Source organism: Pseudoflavonifractor sp. An176, from assembly GCF_002160435.1.
Taxonomy (GTDB): Bacteria; Bacillota; Clostridia; order Oscillospirales; family Oscillospiraceae; genus Enterenecus; species Enterenecus faecium.
Genome location: NZ_NFKO01000021.1, coordinates 16,816 through 36,522 on the forward strand (window position 1 = coordinate 16,816; position 19,707 = coordinate 36,522).

The 19,707-nt window shown below is 59.7% G+C and carries 21 protein-coding genes; 7 read left to right on the forward strand and 14 right to left on the reverse strand.

The window, feature by feature from the left end; all coding sequences use genetic code 11:
- Positions 1-382 precede the first annotated feature (382 nt).
- Both B5F12_RS08680 and hemW read right to left on the reverse strand, forming a co-directional pair.
- Positions 383-817 carry a SpoVA/SpoVAEb family sporulation membrane protein gene (locus B5F12_RS08680; protein ID WP_087233312.1) on the reverse strand — a complete coding sequence of 145 codons (435 nt, stop codon included), beginning with the start codon at positions 815-817 and terminating at the stop codon, positions 383-385.
- A gap of 98 nt (positions 818-915) precedes the next feature.
- Positions 916-2,139, reverse strand: coding sequence for a radical SAM family heme chaperone HemW (hemW, locus tag B5F12_RS08685; RefSeq protein ID WP_087233315.1), 1,224 nt, complete (start codon positions 2,137-2,139; stop codon positions 916-918).
- A gap of 170 nt (positions 2,140-2,309) precedes the next feature.
- On the opposite strand from hemW, the gene B5F12_RS08690 reads away from it, so the two are divergent.
- Positions 2,310-3,038 (forward strand): hemolysin III family protein, encoded by a 729-nt coding sequence (locus B5F12_RS08690; RefSeq protein WP_087233318.1) that lies wholly within the window; start codon positions 2,310-2,312, stop codon positions 3,036-3,038.
- Positions 3,039-3,205: 167 nt separating this feature from the next.
- Here B5F12_RS08690 and B5F12_RS08695 read toward each other — a convergent pair whose 3' ends face one another.
- From B5F12_RS08695 to B5F12_RS08710, 4 genes are all read right to left on the reverse strand, one after another.
- Positions 3,206-4,762, reverse strand: coding sequence for an IS1182 family transposase (locus tag B5F12_RS08695; protein ID WP_087233364.1), 1,557 nt, complete (start codon positions 4,760-4,762; stop codon positions 3,206-3,208).
- 100 nt (positions 4,763-4,862) lie between these two features.
- Positions 4,863-5,321 carry an S-ribosylhomocysteine lyase gene (locus B5F12_RS08700; RefSeq protein ID WP_087233320.1) on the reverse strand — a complete coding sequence of 153 codons (459 nt, stop codon included), beginning with the start codon at positions 5,319-5,321 and terminating at the stop codon, positions 4,863-4,865.
- Between the two features lies 1 nt (position 5,322).
- The gene (mtnN, locus tag B5F12_RS08705; protein ID WP_087233323.1) at positions 5,323-5,988 is read right to left on the reverse strand and encodes a 5'-methylthioadenosine/S-adenosylhomocysteine nucleosidase; all 666 of its coding nucleotides are present in this window, start codon (positions 5,986-5,988) and stop codon (positions 5,323-5,325) included.
- An 8-nt stretch (positions 5,989-5,996) separates the two neighbouring features.
- Positions 5,997-7,403 carry a nicotinate phosphoribosyltransferase gene (locus B5F12_RS08710; RefSeq protein WP_087233367.1) on the reverse strand — a complete coding sequence of 469 codons (1,407 nt, stop codon included), beginning with the start codon at positions 7,401-7,403 and terminating at the stop codon, positions 5,997-5,999.
- 199 nt (positions 7,404-7,602) lie between these two features.
- Here B5F12_RS08710 and B5F12_RS08715 point away from each other — a divergent pair, with 199 nt between their 5' ends.
- The 3 genes from B5F12_RS08715 to B5F12_RS08725 all read left to right on the forward strand — a co-directional run bounded on the left by B5F12_RS08715 (position 7,603) and on the right by B5F12_RS08725 (position 10,288).
- Positions 7,603-8,457 (forward strand): dipicolinate synthase subunit DpsA, encoded by an 855-nt coding sequence (locus B5F12_RS08715; protein WP_087233326.1) that lies wholly within the window; start codon positions 7,603-7,605, stop codon positions 8,455-8,457.
- Positions 8,458-8,459: 2 nt separating this feature from the next.
- The gene (locus B5F12_RS08720; protein ID WP_087233329.1) at positions 8,460-9,041 is read left to right on the forward strand and encodes a dipicolinate synthase subunit B; all 582 of its coding nucleotides are present in this window, start codon (positions 8,460-8,462) and stop codon (positions 9,039-9,041) included.
- 317 nt (positions 9,042-9,358) lie between these two features.
- On the forward strand, positions 9,359-10,288 hold the full coding sequence (locus B5F12_RS08725; protein WP_204210545.1) for a magnesium transporter CorA family protein: 930 nt from the start codon (positions 9,359-9,361) through the stop codon (positions 10,286-10,288).
- A gap of 214 nt (positions 10,289-10,502) precedes the next feature.
- On the opposite strand, the gene B5F12_RS08730 is transcribed toward B5F12_RS08725, so the two are convergent.
- The 7 genes from B5F12_RS08730 to mtaB form a co-directional block, all read right to left on the reverse strand.
- Complete coding sequence (locus B5F12_RS08730) at positions 10,503-11,411, reverse strand: YafY family protein (RefSeq protein WP_087233331.1); 909 nt, start codon at positions 11,409-11,411, stop codon at positions 10,503-10,505.
- A gap of 178 nt (positions 11,412-11,589) precedes the next feature.
- Positions 11,590-11,946, reverse strand: a complete 357-nt coding sequence (rplT, locus tag B5F12_RS08735; protein ID WP_087233334.1) for a 50S ribosomal protein L20 — start codon at positions 11,944-11,946, stop codon at positions 11,590-11,592.
- A gap of 39 nt (positions 11,947-11,985) precedes the next feature.
- Positions 11,986-12,189 (reverse strand): 50S ribosomal protein L35, encoded by a 204-nt coding sequence (gene rpmI / locus B5F12_RS08740; RefSeq protein ID WP_087233337.1) that lies wholly within the window; start codon positions 12,187-12,189, stop codon positions 11,986-11,988.
- A 53-nt stretch (positions 12,190-12,242) separates the two neighbouring features.
- Complete coding sequence (gene infC, locus B5F12_RS08745; protein ID WP_087233339.1) at positions 12,243-12,824, reverse strand: translation initiation factor IF-3; 582 nt, start codon at positions 12,822-12,824, stop codon at positions 12,243-12,245.
- Positions 12,825-12,944: 120 nt separating this feature from the next.
- Positions 12,945-14,324, reverse strand: coding sequence for an MATE family efflux transporter (locus tag B5F12_RS08750; protein ID WP_087233342.1), 1,380 nt, complete (start codon positions 14,322-14,324; stop codon positions 12,945-12,947).
- A gap of 149 nt (positions 14,325-14,473) precedes the next feature.
- On the reverse strand, positions 14,474-15,007 hold the full coding sequence (locus B5F12_RS08755; protein ID WP_087233345.1) for an SLOG family protein: 534 nt from the start codon (positions 15,005-15,007) through the stop codon (positions 14,474-14,476).
- A 62-nt stretch (positions 15,008-15,069) separates the two neighbouring features.
- The gene (gene mtaB, locus B5F12_RS08760) at positions 15,070-16,359 is read right to left on the reverse strand and encodes a tRNA (N(6)-L-threonylcarbamoyladenosine(37)-C(2))-methylthiotransferase MtaB (RefSeq protein WP_087233348.1); all 1,290 of its coding nucleotides are present in this window, start codon (positions 16,357-16,359) and stop codon (positions 15,070-15,072) included.
- 120 nt (positions 16,360-16,479) lie between these two features.
- Between mtaB and yfbR the strand changes: the two genes are divergently transcribed.
- The 3 genes from yfbR to B5F12_RS08775 are packed head-to-tail and all read left to right on the forward strand — an operon-like array spanning position 16,480 to position 18,743.
- Positions 16,480-17,055 (forward strand): 5'-deoxynucleotidase, encoded by a 576-nt coding sequence (gene yfbR / locus B5F12_RS08765; RefSeq protein ID WP_087233352.1) that lies wholly within the window; start codon positions 16,480-16,482, stop codon positions 17,053-17,055.
- Between the two features lie 48 nt (positions 17,056-17,103).
- Positions 17,104-17,373, forward strand: a complete 270-nt coding sequence (locus B5F12_RS08770; protein WP_087233354.1) for an ACT domain-containing protein — start codon at positions 17,104-17,106, stop codon at positions 17,371-17,373.
- Positions 17,374-17,384: 11 nt separating this feature from the next.
- Positions 17,385-18,743, forward strand: a complete 1,359-nt coding sequence (locus B5F12_RS08775; protein ID WP_087233358.1) for a PFL family protein — start codon at positions 17,385-17,387, stop codon at positions 18,741-18,743.
- A 224-nt stretch (positions 18,744-18,967) separates the two neighbouring features.
- Here the strand turns inward: B5F12_RS08775 and B5F12_RS08780 are convergent, their stop codons facing one another.
- Entirely contained in the window at positions 18,968-19,654 is a 687-nt protein-coding gene (locus tag B5F12_RS08780) for a DUF2461 domain-containing protein (RefSeq protein WP_242954930.1), read from the reverse strand.
- Between the last annotated feature and the right edge of the window lie 53 nt (positions 19,655-19,707).

Below are 19,707 nucleotides of genomic sequence, written 5' to 3' on the forward strand. Positions count from 1 at the left end.
ACAAAAAAAGCCAGACCGCCAGGAGCAACTACTACATGGTCTTCATAGTCTTCTGGTCAATCCGGTTTTGCCCTTGCGGTAACAATCCATTCTATCCAATTATGAGTGAATCTTACCATATTAAGTTAGACAAAGTAAACAGTGTGTTTCGAAATTTTTAAATTTTTTACAGTTCTCTTTTCTTTCCCGATTTAACTTGCAGAAGTAATGGGTGCAATTTCATATTTTTGCGGAAATTCGTGTATTTATTCAGTAAAAAAATAAATTCCATTTGGTTCCATATCAAAAACTTTTGTGTCTGGTTCATCATTTTGCACAATACAAATAAAAATTGCCGTGGGGAAGCACATGTCTTTCCCACGGCGGCGGCAGGGCAATTTTCTCACCGGAGCAGCTGATAGATGCACCCGTATATCACACTGGCAAACACCCCATAGGCCAGCACGGGCCCGGCCACGGTGAACAGCTTGGCCCCGGTTCCGGTGATGCGCCCCTCACTTTGAAACTCCAGGGCCGGGGACACCATGGCGTTGGAAAATCCGGTGATGGGCACCAGGGTTCCGGCCCCCGCTTTCCGGGCGATGTCGTCAAACACGCCCAGACCTGTGAGCAGGGCGGCCACGAACACCAGGGTCAGAGACACCAGCGGCAGGGCGTTCTGCCCCGCTCCCCAACGTTCATATAAGGTACTCAGCCCCTGGCCCAACGCACAGATGCCGCCCCCCACGCAAAAGGCCCACACCAGATTTTTGGCGGTGGGGGAGGATTTGGCCATGGCCATCACATACTTTTGATATTCCTCATTGCTCATGTTCATGGGTTCTCACCTCACAGAGAGTATACCCATTTTTTATGAATTCATCATAGCAGTGGGGGCAGAAAGCGGCATTCGGCGCTCCCTGCCCCATGGATTTCTCAGGATTCTTTTGATTCTTTGTTCTCTTTCTGAGCCTCTCGGTTGCGGCGCACCCGCTCCAGCATCCCACCCAGGGAGGCATTTTCCTGCAGTTCCAACAGCTGCCCAATGAGCTGATTGGATAAGAGGAACCCCTCTGGGGTAAACTGCCATCGGCGTCCACGTCGGCGGGCCCAGCCGCGCTGCTCAAACTCCGCCAGCTTGGCGGCGATGGGCTCGAAGTTCATCATATACTCCCGCCGGTACTCCCACTCCTCAATGCCGTGGACGGTGCGCATGCGGAGCATCAGGTATTCGCTGCCCCGCTCGCGCCGGGTGATCTGCTCCGACTCATCCACCACCGCGTCCCCCTGGAGCATGTGGTCAATGTACTGGTCCAGATCGGAGAGGAAGGAATACCGCCGCCCGCCGAAATCCGAGTGGGCCGCAGCGCCCAACCCCATATAGGGGTGTCCCATCCAGTATTTCATATTGTGCCGGGACTGATAGCCCCGCTTGGCAAAGTTGGAGATCTCATACTGTTCGTACCCGGCCTCGGCCAGGCGCTTCACCGTCCACAGGTACAGGGCCGCCTGTTGATCCTCGTCGGGCAGCTGCTCGCCTCGAGCCACACGCTGGGCCAGAGGAGTCCCCTCCTCCACCGTCAATCCGTAGCAAGACAGGTGCTCCGGGTTGAGAATCAGCGCCTTTTCCACCGTCTTGTGCCAGCTCTCCTCGGTCTGCCCCGGCAGGCCGTAGATCAAATCCAGGTTCAGGTTCGTGATTTTGGCCCGACGCACCGCCGTCACCGCGTCCACCACCTGGCGATAGGTGTGAGGACGGTGCACGGCCTGCAGCTCCTGGTCACAGCCGGACTGCATCCCCATGGAAATGCGGTTCACGCCCGCTCGGCGCAGGTGGCGCAGCATCTTCTCATCCACGCTGTCCGGGTTGGCCTCGATGGTGATTTCCACATCCTTGGACAGGGTGAAGCGGCGTTTGATGGTGTGCAGCAGCTCCACCAAGCGCTTTTCTCCGTACCAGGTGGGGGTGCCCCCTCCGATGTAGATGCTGTTGACGGAAAAACTGCGGGCCGCCTCCGCACTCTCCACAATGTGGCGCAGGAGCGCTTTTTGGTAGTCGTCCATCCGGTCTTCCCGCCCTGCCAGCGAGTAAAAATCACAGTAATCACACTTGCTGCGGCAAAATGGAATGTGTAAATACAGTCCCAGGCACTCTCCCATACGCTCTCCTCCTGCGGGTGTTCATCTAATTTTATGATTATAGCACACACCAGGTATAGATTCAATGTCACTTCTTTCAATCTCGTTTTTATTATTATATTTGGTCATATTGACCTTGATATCACGAGGTGAATATGTTATAATGAGTTCTCAGAAAGGATGGTGTCACTATGGAACACGCACTCACACCTGACCCCTTTGACGCCCTGCCCCGTCCCCGGAGACGTCCCCAGGAGCATGGCCGCACGCCCTTCGACGGACTGCGCCCCTGGTCGGCCATCACCCACGGAATTGGTGCGGCGCTGGCCATCCTGGGCACGGTTCTGCTGCTGGTAAAGGCAGTGATCACCGGTGCTGACGCTTGGAAATTGGTCTCGTTCTCCATCTATGGAGCGTCCATGATCGGACTATATACCGCCTCCACCCTCTACCACTCGGTGCACACCACCGCCGCCAAGCGCATTGCGCTGCGGAAGTACGACCACGCCTCCATCTACTTCCTCATTGCGGGCACCTACACCCCGGTGTGTCTCACCGCCCTGCGGGGGCCCTGGGGCTGGTCCATGTTCGGCATCATCTGGGTCCTGGCCATTGCGGGGCTGGTGATGACCTTGGCCTGGATCAACTGCCCCCGTTGGCTCACCTCCACCATCTACATTGCCATGGGCTGGCTGGCATTGGTGGCCATCTATCCCCTCTACCTCACTCTGGGGGTGTCCGGCGTGCTGTGGCTGCTGTCCGGCGGCATCCTCTACACCATTGGCGGCGTGCTCTACGCCCTGAAGTGGCCCGCCCGGGACAATCCCCGGTTTGGCTGTCACGAGATTTTCCACGTGTTCATTGTGCTGGGCTCCGTGGCCCACTTCATGATGATCTATCACGTATTGCTCCCCCTCTAAGATGCAAGGATGTGTCGCAAAACGTAAGTTTTGTGGCACATCCTTTTTTACTCTCAACAGCAAAAACGAATCCAGTATGTGGAACTTCCGCAGCGTTTTGGGCATGCAAAAGCCAGCCCACACCACCTGGATGGAGCTTTCTGCGGAAATTTTCCAATTTCGGTAAGCTACGCTGTCATTTTCTCAGATACACGGGTTTGAAGCCGTCCGTGTTCCCGCTTCATCCACAGCTTTTTCAGGTTGAAGGCTAAAGCGAGAAAGAACATTTCAGTCCGTACGTTTGCCTTTCCAGTAGTTAGAAAGCGGCGGAACCCAAAGTCGTTTTTTAGAAGTGCAAAGGCTCCCTCCGCCTGAATGGAGCGGCACAGCCGAAGATGTATCCCCCGTGGTGTGGTAATATTTTCAGTTGCCGTAGCTCGCTTTTCCCAGAAGGTCTTTTTCAGTGCGATCTCTTTGGGCTTAGTTGGATCCTTGGCTCGGCAGCACTGGGAACGGCACGGGCAGCCATCGCAGTTTTCGCAGCAATACCACGCAGTGGAAACCAACTGTCCGTCTTGAACTTCGGTACACTCCCGCCGCAGAAATAGCCGGCGGCCTTGCGCACAGATAAAACAGTCTTCTTCCTGGTCATATTCCATGTTCTCCACTCGCCCAACTTGTTTCTTAAACTTTTTGCTGCGTCGTTGCTCATAGTTCGTGGGCTTTATATAACAGATTTGTCCTGTGGAATCCAGGTAGAGATAGTTCTCCAAGCTCTCATACCCGGCATCGGCCACCACTTCTTCATAACGGGCATGGTGAAACTGCTCCAGCTTCTTTAAAAACGGCTGAAGCGTTCTCACATCATTTCGGTCGAAAAACAGCTCTATCCCGGTGATATACTCACTGTTCACACCAATCTGCACATTATAAGCTGGCTTGAGCTGCCCGTTTCGCATGTGGTCTTCTTTCAGCCGCATAAATGTGGCATCTTCGTCTGTTTTGGAGTAACTGTTGCGCCCTTCTCCCATGGTGGATAGCATGTTTTCATACTGCTCCCACCGCTCCAGAAGTTCAGACAGGCGCTCCCATTCCTTTTGTCCGGGACTTTTCCGCCGGCCACTTCTATGGACAAAGGTAATATTTTGAGCAAACTCCTCCAACCATGCCTGCAATTCCTGTGTGGAAGTAAAACCGGTAGATCGTTCCACCTGGGCCTTTACTTTGGCCAGGTGCTTCTCCACGCTTTTGCGCCACACAAAGGTATAGCGGCCTGCACGGCTTTCCATCTTTGTTCCATCAATAAAGACAGCTCTGTGGTCTGTCTCCCCCATTTCCTCCAGCTTGCGGACAAACTGGTAGAACAGGTCTTCTATGGCTTCTCTGCACCGCCCGGTTCGAAAACGGGCAATGGTGGTGTGATCCGGTGCCTTTTGGCCTTCCAACAGCCACATAAAATCTACTCGGTACCTACACGCCTCTTCCAGCTTCCGGCTGGAGTAGATGCCACACAGATACCCGTAGACAATTACCTTGAACATCACCCGTGGTTCCACTGCCGATTTCCGTCCTCTGGACGAATAGGTGCGATACAGTTTCCTGTAATCCAGTTCCTCAAGCTGGGCACTTGCCAGTCGGACGGGTGCGTTCTCCGGTAATATTTTTTGTGAGTTCAATGCAAATACCAGTTGACCGTGGCACTCATATACGGTACACTGATCTTGCTTGTTATAATTTGTCTGCATAAACAAATTGTACAGCAAATGAAACGAGAGGCCAACCCCCAAAAAGGTTAGCCTCTCGTTTTGTTGTTCTGGCCTATTTTGCAACAGGCCCATTTTTTTATCAGTATGCCAGCTGTTCCACGGTCCAGTCCCGGATGAGATCGGCGTAGTAGCGGCACTGGGTGCGGGCCAGGTCCACATCCAGGTTGATGTAGTTGCCGCACTCCACCGCCGACTTGCCCGGCATCTCCCCGGTGTAGTTGGCCCCCGCCTCAAAGACGGACTGGACCAGGGCGATGCAGTCCTCCATGGTCAACTGCTCGTTGTCCAGCAGCACGTAGAATCCGGTTTGGCACCCCATGGGGCCAAAGTAGATCACCCCATCCTTTTGGGGGGAGTTGCGCAGCAGGGTGGCGATGATGTGCTCCACCGAGTGCATCTCGGCGTTGGTGAGCAAATCCCCGGTGTTGGGCACCTTGAAGCGCAGATCGAAGGTCACCACGTTCCCGTCCCGGCGGGAGAGATACATACCGGGGCGCAGGGTGGTGTGGTCCACCTGAAAGCTTGCGATTTTTTCCATATTAAGACCTCCACAGTAAGGCCGCCAGGGCCTGGTTGAGCTTGTCCACCACCTGGGGCACGTTTTGGGCGTATTCCTCCCCCTGAGCGGGGTGGAACAGGTGGTCGGAGACGATTTTCACACAGTGGAAGGGCACCTGGTTGCGCAGGCACACCTGGGCCACCGCCCCCGCCTCCATATCACACACGGTGGCGGAGAAGTGGTCCCGCAGCATGGCCGCCCGTTCGTAGTCCCGGCCAAACCAGTCCCCGGTGGCCACCACTCCGGTGCGGGGTGCAAAGCCAGCCTGGGTGAGCCGCTCCACATGCTCCTCCACCCTCTGGCAGGGCAGTTCGATGAGGTTCAGGGCGGGGATGAGCCCCAACGGGTCGCCCACGGCGGAGATGTCCATGTCGTGCTGGACGCAGTGGCGAGCCACCACCAGGGTGCCCACGGGGAAGTCGTGGAAGCACCCGGCTACCCCGGCGTTCCACACCTCATCCACTCCAAAGCGGTCGATGAGGGCCTGGGTGCCCATGGCGGCGTTGACCTTACCTACTCCGCAGATGCACACCACGGTGTCCGAATCCAGGGCGTAGAAGTCCATCCCAGCGATGGTCTGCACCTGGCCGGAGGGGCGCAGAGCCCCGGCCACCTCCTTGTGCATGGCGTATACAATTCCTCGCATGGCGTACCTCAGGAGTTGTGGGACAGCAGCTGAGCTCGCACGTCCCACAGCTTCTGGGACAGGTCCACATAGTAGTTGTGGGGGTTCTCAAACCGCTTGACCTCGTCCCACAGGCTGTCCACCTCTCGGGCGCAGTACACCCGGGTCTCCTGGATGGTGGGAGCCTGGTACACCAGCTGGCCACCCTGGAAGATGGGCACCAGCAGGGGGCGGGCGGTGTAGTTGGTGATGGTCTTGCGCTTCCAAACGGCCTCGGGGTCAAAGAGCTCCAGAGGCTGGGTGAAGTCGGGGTGCTCGTCGTGGAGGCAGATATAGTCGGCCAGAGCCTTCCCCGTCTCGATCTCGTACAGGCGGTACACCTTCTTGAAGTGGGGAATGGTCATCTTGGCGGGGTTCTCGCTGATCTTGATTTTGGGCACGATGGTGCCGTCCTTGCCCTCGATGGCCGCCAGCTTGTACACGCCGCCGAACACCGGCTCGCTCTTGGAGGTGATGAGCCGCTCGCCCACTCCGAAGCCGTCAATGGCGGCCCCCTGGGTCAGCAGGTCCCGGATGATATACTCGTCCAGGGAGTTGGAGGCGATGATCATGATGTCGGTGAGGCCCGCCTCGTCCAACATCTTCCGGGCCTTCTTGGACAGATAGGTCAAATCGCCGGAGTCGATGCGGATGCCGCCCTGGGTGATGCCCAGCTCCTGGAACACCCGGATGGCGTTGGGCACGCCGGACTTGAGCACGTTGTAGGTGTCCACCAGCAGGGTGGCGGCGTGGGGGTAGATCTCACAGTAGGTCTTGAAGGCGGTGTACTCGTCGGGGAACATCTGCACCCAGGAGTGGGCCATGGTGCCGGTGGCGGGGGTGTCAAACATCTGGTCGGCCATGGCGCAGGCGGTGCCGGAGGCCCCGGCGATATAGCTGGCCCGGGCGCCCAGCAGCGCGCCGTCCGCCCCCTGGGCCCGGCGGGAGCCGAACTCCGCCACGGGCTTGCCCTGGGCAGCCCGGACGATGCGGTTGGACTTGGTGGCGATGAGGGACTGGTGGTTCAGGGTCAGCAGCAGATAGGTCTCCACGAACTGGGCCTCAATGGCAGGGGCCCGCACGGTGAGAATGGGCTCCCGGGGGAAGATGGGGGTGCCCTCCGGCACGGCCCAGATGTCTCCAGTGAAGTGGAAGGTGCGCAGATACTCCAAAAACTCCTCCGAGAAGGTATTCTTGGAGCGCAGGTATGCAATGTCATCCTCATCGAAGTGGAGGTCCCGGATGTAGGAGATCACCTGCTCCAGTCCGGCGGCAATGGCGAAGCCGCCGCCGTCGGGGACACTGCGGAAAAAGATATCGAAATAGCAGATTTGATCGGCCACGCCGGTCTGAAAATAGCCGTTGCCCATGGTCAGCTCGTAGAAGTCGGTGAGCATGGTGTAGTTGACGTGATGTTGCACAGGGATGGCCCCCTTTAACTAAAATCGTAGCCTCTATTATAAGCTGTCTTGACACAAATTGCAATCATTCCTTCTGTAGTTCTTCCAGAAGTCACCACTCGGAAGGGGCGGAATACACTGGGATGAGGGCGGTGTCGGAAGGCAAACGGCCCCGGAGAGGAGCATGGGAAGGAACATGGAACGAACGCACATCTGGGTCATTGGAGGAGATCAGCGGCAGAGCATATTAGCCGGGCTGCTGCGAGAGGACGGCCACAGGGTACATACCTTGGGGCTGGGAGAGGAGGAGGCAGAGGGGCCGGACCTGGATGGCATCGGGGAGGCCCACTGCGTCATTTTCCCCCTGCCGGCGCAGCAGCCGGAGGGGTGGGTGTACACCCCGCTGAGCCCCCTTCGGCTGTCGGTGGAGCAGGTGCTGGAGCACATGCAGCCGGGGCAACTGGTGTGCGGCGGGCTGCTCACCCCCCGCTTCCTCCACCAGGCCCAGGCGTTGAATCTGCGGGTCATAGACTATTATGCCCGGGAAGAGCTGACGTTGCTCAACGCCATTCCCACCGCAGAAGGGGCCATCCAGCTGGCCATGGAGCGCATGCCCACCACCATCCACAACGCCCGCATCTGGATTTTGGGCTTTGGGCGGGTGGGGCAGGCCCTGGCCGTGCGCCTCCGCGCTCTGGGGGCCAAGGTGTGCATTCTGGCCCGAAACCCCGCCCAGCGGGCCCTGGCCCGTAGCTTGGGCCTGGAGGCCGAGCCCATCCGGGGCATGGGGGAGTGGCTGCACTGCCCCCATCTGGTGGTGAATACTGTGCCTGCCCCCCTGCTGGGAGTGGAGGAGCTGTCCGCTCTGCGGGAGGGGGCCTGGGTGATGGACCTGGCCTCGGAGCCGGGGGGCGTGGACCATCCCGCGGCCCAGGCCCTGGGGGTGCCCGTGGTGTGGGCCAGAGGCCTGCCGGGTAAGGTGGCTCCCCACACGGCGGCGGAGTACCTCAAAGACACCGTCTATCACATTATGGAGGAGTTGGGAGTGTAAGAATGGAAGCGAAAAACATTGGGTTTGCCTTTTGCGGCTCCTTTTGTACCATGGCCCGGGCTCTGGATACCCTGGAGCAGCTGGCGGGAAAATACACCCAAATCTGGCCCGTTGTCTCCGAGACCGTGGCCAGCACCGATACCCGCTTTGGCAACAGCCATGATTTTATGCGGGAGATGGAGCGGATATGCGGGAGAAGGGTCATCCATACCGTGGCGGAGGCTGAGCCCATCGGGCCCCGGAAGCTGCTGGACGCCCTGGTCATCTGTCCCTGCACGGGCAACACCCTGGCCAAGCTGGCCCACGGCGTCACCGACGGCACGGTGACCATGGCCGCCAAGGCACATCTGCGCAATGGTCGGCCCCTGGTCCTGGCCCTGGCCACCAACGATGGCCTGGCGGCCTCTGCCCCCAATGTGGGCACCATGCTGGGACGGAAGGGGGTATTTTTTGTCCCCTTCCGCCAGGATGACTGCTACGAGAAGCCCACGTCTCTGGTGTCGGATTTTTCCCTCACCGGGGACACTCTGGCCCTGGCTATGCAGGGCAAACAGTATCAGCCTCTCTTGTTGGGGGCAAAGTGACGAAAAACAGCCTCCGGTGGCGGGATTTTTAGGGTTGCAAACCACCGGGGGCTGTCATATAATGATACTTGACTGGGCAAAACATGGACTGGCCCGGAAAAATCTGCCCAAAAACGAAAGGATGTGACATGCGCCGTGGCAGGTGACCCATCTAGTCGAAGTTGGAAAATATGTTTGCGGCGTATGGATTGAGGGGGATGCCCTGGCATCCTTTTTGTCTTCGTGCGCCCGCGGCCTGTGGACAACAGGATAAAATCAGCGGAAGCGGCACGGGGACAAACCACCCCTTTGCCTGCTCGGGAAAGGTGTGAACCAATGTGATTAGCATTTACAAGACCATTGACGGGAAGATGACCAAGCTGGACACCGTGGAGGACGGCTGCTGGATCAACCTCATTTACCCCAGCGAGGACGAGCTGAAGACGGTGTCGGTGACCTTGGGAGTGGAGCTGCCCTTCTTGAAGGCCGCTCTGGACGAGGAGGAGACCTCCCGGATTGACAGCGAGGACGGCCAGACCCTGATCATCGTGGACACCCCCGCCATGGAGCGGGATGAGACCGGCGTGGTGTACTCCACCCTGCCTATGGGCATCATCGTCACCGAAAAGCACATTGTCACCGTGTGCTTGAAGGAAACCTCGGTGGTGCGGGACTTGCAGGACGGCCTGGTCAAGGACGTGCGCACCCAGCAGCGCACCCGGTTTATCCTCAACATCCTGCTGCTGGTGGCCAAGCGCTACCTGCAATATCTGAAGCAGATCGACAAGACCTACAACTACATGGAGCGGCAGCTGTACAAGTCCCAGCGCAACAAGGAGCTCATTCAGCTGCTGGATTTGGAGAAGTCCCTGGTCTACTTCAACACCTCTTTGAAGGCCAACGAGGTGACCTTGGAGAAGATTCTCCGGGGCCGTATCGTCACCCTCTACGAGGAGGACCATGACTTGCTGGAGGACGTGCTCATTGAGGTGCGTCAGGCCATCGAGATGGCTCAGATTTACTCCTCCATCATCTCCGGCATGATGGACGCCTTTGCCTCGGTGATCTCCAACAACCTGAACGTGATCATGAAGGTGCTCACCTCCATCACCATCCTCATGACGGTGCCCAATATCATTTTCGGCTACTTCGGTATGAACATCACCGGCGGCCTGCCCCTGGATCAGTTCTGGTGGGTGCCTCTGCTGATGAGCGTGGCCATCATTGTGGTGCTGGCCATCATCCTGAAGAAGAAGGACCTGTTTTAATGAATAATGAAAAATGAAGAATGAATAATTATGGTGTGCCGCTGTGCGGCACGGATATTTGAAATGGGCGTAGGGGAGGGGCTTGCCCCTCCCGAATTTCCCAGGGCTATACCAGGGAAAAAGCGGGCCGGGCAAGCCCGGCCCCTACGAAAGCAGATGCAGGTCCTGAACGGCGGAAACGCCCTCAGGACCTGCATTCTTCATTATTCGTTATTCATTCTTCATTGGACGCATAGGCCTCCCGCAGCTTCTCACTGGCCTGGGCCAGCTGGCGCTGGAGACTGGCGGGGGAGAGCACCTCCACGCCGCCACCGAAGGACAGCAGATAGCTGGCCAGCCAACCTCCGTCGGGGAAGACGGTGGACACCAGCAGGGAGCCGTCGGGCTGGGGGGTGACGCAGCGGCGGTCGAACTCGTCGTACACCCGGTGGGCCAGGCTGGGGGCGAAGCGCAGCTCGGCCTCCACCCGGAACAGGGGGGGGATCTCCCCGGACAGCTCCGGGTCGGGGGGATTCATCAGCCGGTGGAAGGGCTGGTCGGTGATGGTCAAATCCAGCATCCGGGTCAGCCGGAAGGTGCGATAGCACTCCTGGAAGGGGCAATAGGCCTGGAGATACCAGCCGTTGCCCTGGAACACCAGCCGCACCGGCTGCACCAGGTAGGGCATCTGCTCCCCCTGGGAGCTGGCATAGGTAAACTGCACGGCCCGGCGCTGTAAAATGGCCTCTCGCAGCAGCTTGAAGTCCTCGGTGTCCCCCGCAGAGGAGCCCCAGTGGGTGAGGTACACTTGCAGCCAGTCCTCCTCGGGGCGGCGGAACAGGGCGGAGAGCTTGGCCAAGGTGGCCTCCCGTTGGGCGTCCGAGTCGTCGTCCAGGGCGGCCAGCAGCTGCTGCTGTTCCCCGGGGGTGAACAGGTTGGGGTCGGGGGCGCAGCCCGCCATGAGGGTGACGCCGCCGTTTTTGCCCGGAGCGGTGCACACCGGAACCCCGGCAGCCGACAGGGCGTCGATCTCCCGGTAGATGGTACTCACCGACACCTGGAGCATTTGGGCCAGCTGGGGAGCGGTGATACGGTCGTGCTCCAACAGCAGGGAGAGAATTTGAATGAGTCGATTGGCGGACATAGTTTCACCTCCTAGGGGTGTCCCCAGTATATCAGAATGGGGGATTTCTGTAAAGGAAAACGCCGAATTGAGGCGGAAATGTGGAAATAGCCGCGTAAAGGTCCCGCCGGAACGGGAACCCCGTTCCAGGGACAAAAAACGCCCGATTCCTGGGGAATCGGGCGTTTATCAAACTAAATTAGGCCAGCTTGCTCTTGGCCAGCTCGGTGAGCTGGGTGAAAGCAGCCTTGTCGTTGACGGCCAGCTCGGAGAGCATCTTGCGGTTGATCTCCACGCCAGCCAGCTTCAGGCCGTGCATAAAGGTGGAGTAGTTCATGCCGTTGGTCTTGCAGGCGGCGTTGATGCGGGCGATCCACAGCTGACGGAAGTCACGCTTCTTCAGCTTGCGGCCGGTGTAGGCGTACTGCAGGGACTTCATCACCTGCTCGTTGGCCATCTTGAAGTGCTTGCTCTTGGCACCCCAGTAGCCCTTGGCCAGCTTCAGGATCTTATTTCTTCTCTTACGGGTCATCATTGCGCCCTTAACTCTTGCCATTGTCGTTCAGCCTCCTATATGTGAGTGTATCAGGTTATCTTATTTGTAGGGGATCAAGCGCTTGACGGTGGCCTGGTTGGTCACGTCAGCGTAGGCACCCTTGCGGAGGCCTCTCTTGAGCTTGGTGGTCTTGCCGTGGCCGTTGAGCAGGTGACGGCGCTTGGTGCAGGCACGCTTCACACGGCCGCTCTTGGTCAGCGAAAAGCGCTTCTTAGCGCCGCTGTGGGTCTTGATCTTAGGCATGGTGGTTATCTCCTTTACTCTTTGAATGGTGGGCAGCGTGTGCCCGGAGGATATTACTTGTTGGTCTTGCTGCTTTTGGCGGAGAGGAAAATGCTCATGTGGCGGCCCTCCAGCTTAGGCTCCTTGTCCAGGTTGGCCAGCTCGGCACACTGCTGGGCAAAGTCCATGAGCAGGTTGCGGCCGATGTCGGTGTGAGCCATCTCACGGCCACGGAATCGCACGGTCACCTTCACCCGGTTGCCGTCGGCCAGGAACTTCTGGGCGTTGCGCAGCTTGGTGTTGAAGTCGCCGATGTCGATGCCGGGGGACATGCGCACTTCCTTGATCTCAACGACGTGCTGGTTCTTCTTGGCCTCTTTCTCCCGCTTGGCCTGCTCGAACTTGAACTTGCCATAGTCCATGAGCTTGCACACAGGGGGGACGGCGTTGGGAGAGATTTTTACCAGGTCCAAACCGGCCTCGTCGGCGTGACGCTGGGCCTGAGCCGCAGACATGACTCCCAGCTGGCTGCCGTCGGCGCCAATCAGGCGAACCTCACGGTCACGAATCTCCTCGTTGATCTGATGAGTTGGGTTAGCTATGGCAAAGCACCTCCTGAGAAACAAAAAATGTGAGTGCAGAACAAGCACCCACATCCACAACAAAAAACGACAACCGAATTCGATTGCGTGTTTTTTACCATGTAAACCTCTTTGCCTTGCGCTGGAGGTGAGGACGGCGGTGCCATACCTGCTTTGTTTTGCTCTGGTATTATATCAAGTGGATATGGGATTGTCAAGCGCTTTTTTCGATGATGTTGCATCCCGGCGCCGGAGCACCAAAAAGTACCCCAGGCACAGGGTGAGGTTGACCAGGGCCGAGGCGGGAACAGCCAGACCGATGAGGAACATGGAGGTATCCGGCAGGCGGCTGAGGAAGTAAGACAGGGGGATGCGCACCAAAAAGGCGGCGGCCAGGCCCTGGGCCATGACAAAGCTGGTGCGCTCCCGGCCATTGAAGTAGCCCAAGAAGCAGAACACCACCGACACCATCAGGTACTCCAGCGAGCTGCCCCGCAGGTATCCGGCGGCGGCGTCCAGCACCGCCGGGTCGTTGTCAAAGGCGGAGGCCAGAATGCGGCCGCAGAAGAAGGTGAGCAGGAACATCACCGCTCCCACGCACAGGGAGATACGGGCGGCCAGAAACAGGGCCCGGTTGGCCCGCTTGGGGTTGCCTGCCCCCATGTTCTGGGCTACAAAGGTGGACAGAGCGGACATGAAGGACATGGGCACCAGGGCCAGGAAGATGAACAGCTTTTCCGCAATGCCCACTCCGGCGGAGGCGATGACCCCCAGGGCGTTGACAATGCTGGTGATGATGAGGAAGGACAGGTTGGTGAGAAAGTCCTGGAGGGCGATGGGAGAGCCCACCTTTAAAATCTCCCCGGCGGCCCGGCCCCCTCTGCGCCAGGGGGCGGGGATGGAGAAGGGGAGAGGATTGCGGCGGATGTAGGCCAGGGAGAAGGCCACGCTGGTGGCCTGGGCAATGATGGTGGCCAGAGCGGCCCCGGCAGCGTGGAGGCGGAACACCCCCACAAAGAGCACATCCAGCACCACATTCACCAGGCAGGCGATGAGGACAAAGAGGAAGGGAGAGCGGGAGTTGCCCACGCCCCGGAAAATGCCGCTGATGCCGTTGTAGGCGGTGATGAACACAATGCCCGCCGAGCAGATGCGGATATAGGCCACCGCCTCACTCATGGCAGCCTCGGGCACGTTCATCAGTCGGGCGGCCTGGGGGGCCAGGAGCAGCATGGCCCCGGTGAGCACCGCCGCCACCAGGGTGAAGAGCCGAATCTGGCTGCACACCACCTGGCCTGCTTGCTGGGGCTCTCTCGAGCCCATGGCCTTGCCCACCAGCACGGTGACGCCCATGGTCAGACCTGTAATAATGGAGGTGATGGACTGCATCACCTGGCTGCCCGTGGCCACGGCGGACACCGAGGCGGTGGGGGAGAATTTGCCCACCACCGCCAGGTCCACGCCGCCGTAAAAGGCCTGGAGCAGCAGGGAGAGCATCAGGGGTAGGGCAAAGCGGATGAGGGGGGACAGGATGGGCCCCGACAGAAAGGACGATTGAGAAGATGGGGTTTCCATGGATATGACCTCCGGCACAAGTTTTGGGAGCAAGAAAAAACGCCAACAAGCATACACTTGTTGGCGATAATGTATCAAACGAAGTACGGCTCCCGTACCAGCACACTGTACCATACAACTGGGAGAAAGTCAACGGGGAACCGGAAAAATCAGGGCACCAGATGGGTGGGAGACAGGTGGGGGTGGTTGAGGTCAAAGAGGTAGATATCCAGTCGGTGGTCCATGGCATAGTTTAAGGTGTACTGAGTGCCTCCACGGGTGCCGTTGAACACGGCCAGAATGGCGGAGGACTGGTCCACCATATAGCGGTCCCGGCGGAGCATACAGTGGCGGTCGTAGTGCTCCTGGAGCAGGGTGTGGGAATCGCACTGGCGCACCAGCTGGGTCCAGCGGCTGCGGTCATCAGAACTCCACTTCTTGGCCTGGCCCGCACAGGGCAGGGCGGCCTCCAGGGTCACATCCGGGTGGGCCTGCCGCAGGGCCAGCACCGCCTCGGCAAAGTAGAAATCCGCCCCCCGGGCCATGCCGCAGAGAAAATGGCGGTATCCTTTTTGATACATCTCCTCCAGCTGGGCGGCCATGTTCTCTTTCAGGGCCACACAGTGGGGGTGGTCCTCCTGGTCGCCCCAGGGCAGCTTTTCCGGGCGGTGCCCGGTGAAACAGCAGGTGTGATGATCCCCCATGGTAGCTCCTCCTAACCGCATGGCATGATACCATTATAATATATGGCTGGCTTTAAGGTGGTTTATTGAATCGTGCCCAGCAGAATGCCGTCTCCCGCTCCGGTGACGGTCACCTGCCGCAGCTGGTTGTGGAGGTCTTCTCCCACAGCTCGTACGGCCACATAGTTGGGGGCGTGGCCCTGCCACAGTCCCTCCTTCTCCTCCTCAAAGAGGACGGGGAGGGTGGAGCCCATCAGGGCCTGCAAGTACGCTGCCTCCATCTCCCGGGCCACTGCCTGGGCCGCCTGGGCCCGCTGCTCCTGGACGGCATGGGGAATCTGCCCGGCCATGGTGGCGGCAGGGGTGCCGGAGCGGCGGGAGTAGGGGAAGATGTGCATGGAGGAGAAGGCACAGCGGCGGATGAAGTCCAGGGTCTGGGCGAACTCCTCCTCCGTCTCCTGGGGGAAGCCCACAATGAGGTCAGTGGTGATGGCGGGGCGGTCAAAATACTGGTTGAGCCACTGCACCGACTGGAGATAACGGGCGGTGTCGTACTTGCGGTTCATCCGCTTCAAGGTCTCGTCGCACCCGGACTGCATGGACAGGTGGAAGTGGGGGCACAGGTTGGGCAGCGCCACCGCCCGCTGGCAGAAGTCCTGGGTGATGGTGCGGGGCTCCAGAGAGCCCAGGCGCACCCGCAGCCCCGGCACGGCGTGGCACAGGGCCTCCATCAGGTCGATGAGGGTCTGGCCCTCCTTCAAGTCCCGGCCCCAGGAGGAAATCTCGATGCCGGTGAGCACGATCTCCCGGTACCCCTGGGCCTCCAACTCCTTGGCCTGGTCCACCGCCTCGGAAAGGGGCAGAGAGCGCACCGGGCCCCGGGCGTAGGGGATGATGCAGTAGGTACAGAAGTTGGTGCACCCGTCCTCCACCTTGAGCATGGCCCGGGTGCGGCCCACCTGGCCCCCGGCGGTGAGCCGCTCAAAGTCCCGGCGGCGCAGGGACTCGTCCACCTGGACGATGGGGGCGGCGTGGTTTTTGAGCTGCCCCTCCAGCAGGTCCAAAAACTCCATGCGCCCGGCGGTGCCGGACACCAGGTCCACCCCCAGGGCGGCCACCGCCTCCGGCTCAGTCTGGGCGTAGCAGCCGCACACCGCCACCACCGCCTGGGGGTTCATCTTTTTGGCCCGGCGGATGACGTTGCGGCACTTCTTGTCACTGACGGCGGTGACGGTACAGGTGTTGATGATGTAGGCGTCGGCCAGGTCCTCAAAGGGGACCAGGGTGTGGCCGCGGCGGAGCAGCTCTCGCTCCATGGCCTGGGTCTCATATTGGTTGACCTTGCAGCCCAAGGTGTAGATGGCAATGTCCATAAGGGCCTCCTGAATGCAGCGTTTTTCTTAATGATACCATTTCCCTAGGGTTTTGTATAGGTTTACATTTCACCAAAAATGTGGTATACTTCCCCTACTTTGTGAAAAGAAGGTGGAAGGATGTCGTCCAGCTTTTTTGCCTATATCTTCCGGATGCGCTACATTGCCCGCTGGGCGCTCATGCGCAACACCCGCACGGAAAACGTGGAGGAGCACTCCTATGAAGTAGCCGTGTTGGCCCACGCCCTGGCGGTGGTGGGGCAGGAGATCTTTCACAAGGATGTCAACCCGGACCGGGTGGCCACGGCGGCGCTGTTCCACGACGCCCCGGAGATCATCACCGGCGATCTCCCCACCCCCATCAAATACTTCAATCCCGCCATCAAGTCCGCCTATGACCAGGTGGAGGCGGTGGCCCAGGACAAGCTGCTGGGGATGCTGCCCCCCGAGTTGACAGAGGCCTATGCACCTCTGCTGCGGGTGGAGGACCCAAAGGTGCGATGCTACATCAAGGCCGCCGACAAGCTGGCGGCGTGGCTGAAGTGCCTGGAAGAGCGGAAAGCGGGAAACCGGGAGTTTGTACAGGCGGAGGAGGAGACCCTCCACGCCCTGAAAGATATGAACATGGACGAAGTGACCTGGTTTTTGGAGCACATGGGGGAGGCCTTCGGCCTGACCCTGGACGAGCTGGGTTAAATTGCGTAGACAGCGGGGAGACACCCCGAAGAATAGGGAGGAATTTTCATGAGAGCCATTATTACGGTAGTCGGCAAGGATCAGGTGGGCATCATCGCCTCTGTGTGCGGCGAAATCAGCCAGCGCAACGTCAACGTGCTGGACATCAGCCAGACCATTTTGCAGGACTATTTCACCATGGTCATGCTGGTGGATGTGTCCAAGTGCACCATCCCCTTTGCCCAGCTGGCTCAGGAGCTCAGCGACAGCGGCAAGGAGCGGAGCCTGGACATTCGGGTGCAGCGGGAAGACATCTTCAACGCCATGCATCGGATTTGAGGTGACGGAACATGCTCAATCAACAGGACATTTTATCCACCATTCACATGATTGACCAGCAGAACCTGGATATCCGCACCATCACCATGGGTATCTCTCTGCTGGACTGCTGCCACTCCGACCCCAAGGTGGCCTGTGAGAAGATCTACGACAAGATCACCACCTCCGCCCAGAACCTGGTGAAGACCGGAGAGGACATTGAGGCGGAGTTTGGCATCCCCATTGTCAACAAACGCATCTCGGTGACCCCCATCGCCCTGGTGGCGGGGGCTTCGGACACCGACGACTATGTGCCCTTTGCCCAGGCTCTGGACCGGGCGGCCAAGGAGACCGGCGTCAACTTCATCGGCGGCTTCTCCGCCCTGGTGCAGAAGGGCATGGCCCGGGGGGACCGCAACCTCATCGCCTCCATTCCCGAGGCTCTGGCGGTCACCGACCTGGTGTGCTCCTCCGTGAACATCGGCTCCACCAAGGCGGGCATCAACATGGATGCCGTGAAGCTCATGGGCGAGACCGTGAAGGCCTGCGCGGACCGCACCGCCCACCAGGGTGGCTTCGGCTGCGCCAAGCTGGTGGTGTTCTGCAACGCCGTGGAGGACAACCCCTTCATGGCCGGCGCCTTCCACGGCGTGGGCGAGGCCGAGCGGGTCATCAATGTGGGCGTGTCCGGCCCCGGCGTGGTGCACCACGCTTTGAAGGCCGTGAAGGGCCAGCCCTTTGACGTGGTGGCGGAGACCATCAAAAAGACCGCTTTCCGGGTCACCCGCATGGGCCAGTTGGTGGCCCAGGAGGCCAGCAGCCGTCTGGGCGTGCCCTTTGGCATCGTGGACCTGTCTCTGGCTCCCACCCCCGCCATCGGGGACAGCGTGGCCCGCATCCTGGAGGAGATGGGCCTGGAGGTGTGCGGCACCCACGGCACCACCGCCGCGCTGGCCCTCTTGAACGACGCTGTGAAGAAGGGCGGCGTGATGGCCTCCTCCTCGGTGGGCGGCCTGTCCGGCGCTTTTATCCCGGTCAGTGAGGATGAGGGAATGATCGCCGCCGCCCGCTCTGGGGCCCTGACCCTGGAGAAGCTGGAGGCTATGACCTGTGTGTGCTCCGTGGGCCTGGACATGATCGCTGTGCCCGGAGACACCACCGCCGCCACCATCTCCGCCATCATCGCCGACGAGGCGGCCATCGGTATGATCAACCAGAAGACCACCGCCGTGCGTATCATCCCCGCCCCCGGCATGAAGGTGGGGGACACCGTGGAGTTCGGCGGCCTGCTGGGCTCCGCCCCGGTGATGCCCTGCCACACCGGCTCGGCGGAGGAGTTTGTGGCCCGAGGCGGCCGCATTCCCGCCCCCATGCACAGCCTGAAAAACTAATACATCTGCCCCGGCGCGATTGCGCCGGGGCGTTTCCTGTCTTGTGGAGAGAGGGAGGATGGGTGTATCATAAACGAGAGAGGAGGGACAGCCCGTGAAGAGGAACATACAGCAGCGGTGGAAGGAATTTGGCGCCAAACGCCTGCCGGTGATGCGTACCCGGTGGCTGTCCGCCCCCAACCTAAGAGATAAGCCCCTCTCGGCGATGCCGAGAGGGGCTTATGTTATACTTGTGTGGGTAATTTGGCGGCTAAAGCCGAAAAATAATCATAGTATGGCTTGAGGAAGATGAAATCCTCAATGAGCTGATGGGCCAGCTGGGGGGTGTACAGCAGCTCGCACAGCCCCTCCTCGTGGGACACAGACAGGGACTTCTTGTTAAACCAGGCGCTGAGCTCTGCCTCAGGGCAGGGCTTGGGGCGGCGGTACTCCGGGCCCTCCAGGGCGAAGCGGTCCTGCCGCTTCAAGGCGCGCTCCAGCTTCAGCAGGGGCTTGGGGGCTCGGAGAATCTCCTGGCGGTGGCACTCCATCAGGGAGGCCTTGGCGCACCAGAAGCCCATGCCGCAGCTCCAGCCGTCGGGAGTGAGCTCAAACCACAGAGCGGGGTGGGAGCCCAGGGCGGAGTCGTCCCCCCGGATGAGGGTAAACCACAGATGGTCCTTGTAGGGGCCACGACCGTGGAGCCGTCGGGCGTCCCGGTAGATACGGGCCACCTTCAGATTCCACGGCTCCTGGGGGAACTTCTCCACCAGGGCCAGCTGGGCCTGACGGCCCAGGTTCTGCATGGGGCGGTAGAGGGTATTGAGGTACACATCCTTGTGGGCCTCAAACCAGCTGCGCTCGTTTTGGAACCGAATGCCCCACATAAATTCCACCGTCTCCGGGGTAAAGCCTTGAAACTGATCTCTCACGGTGGTTATGCTCCTTCATTGGGGGCCTGGGTGGGCGCAGGCGTGGGGGTAGG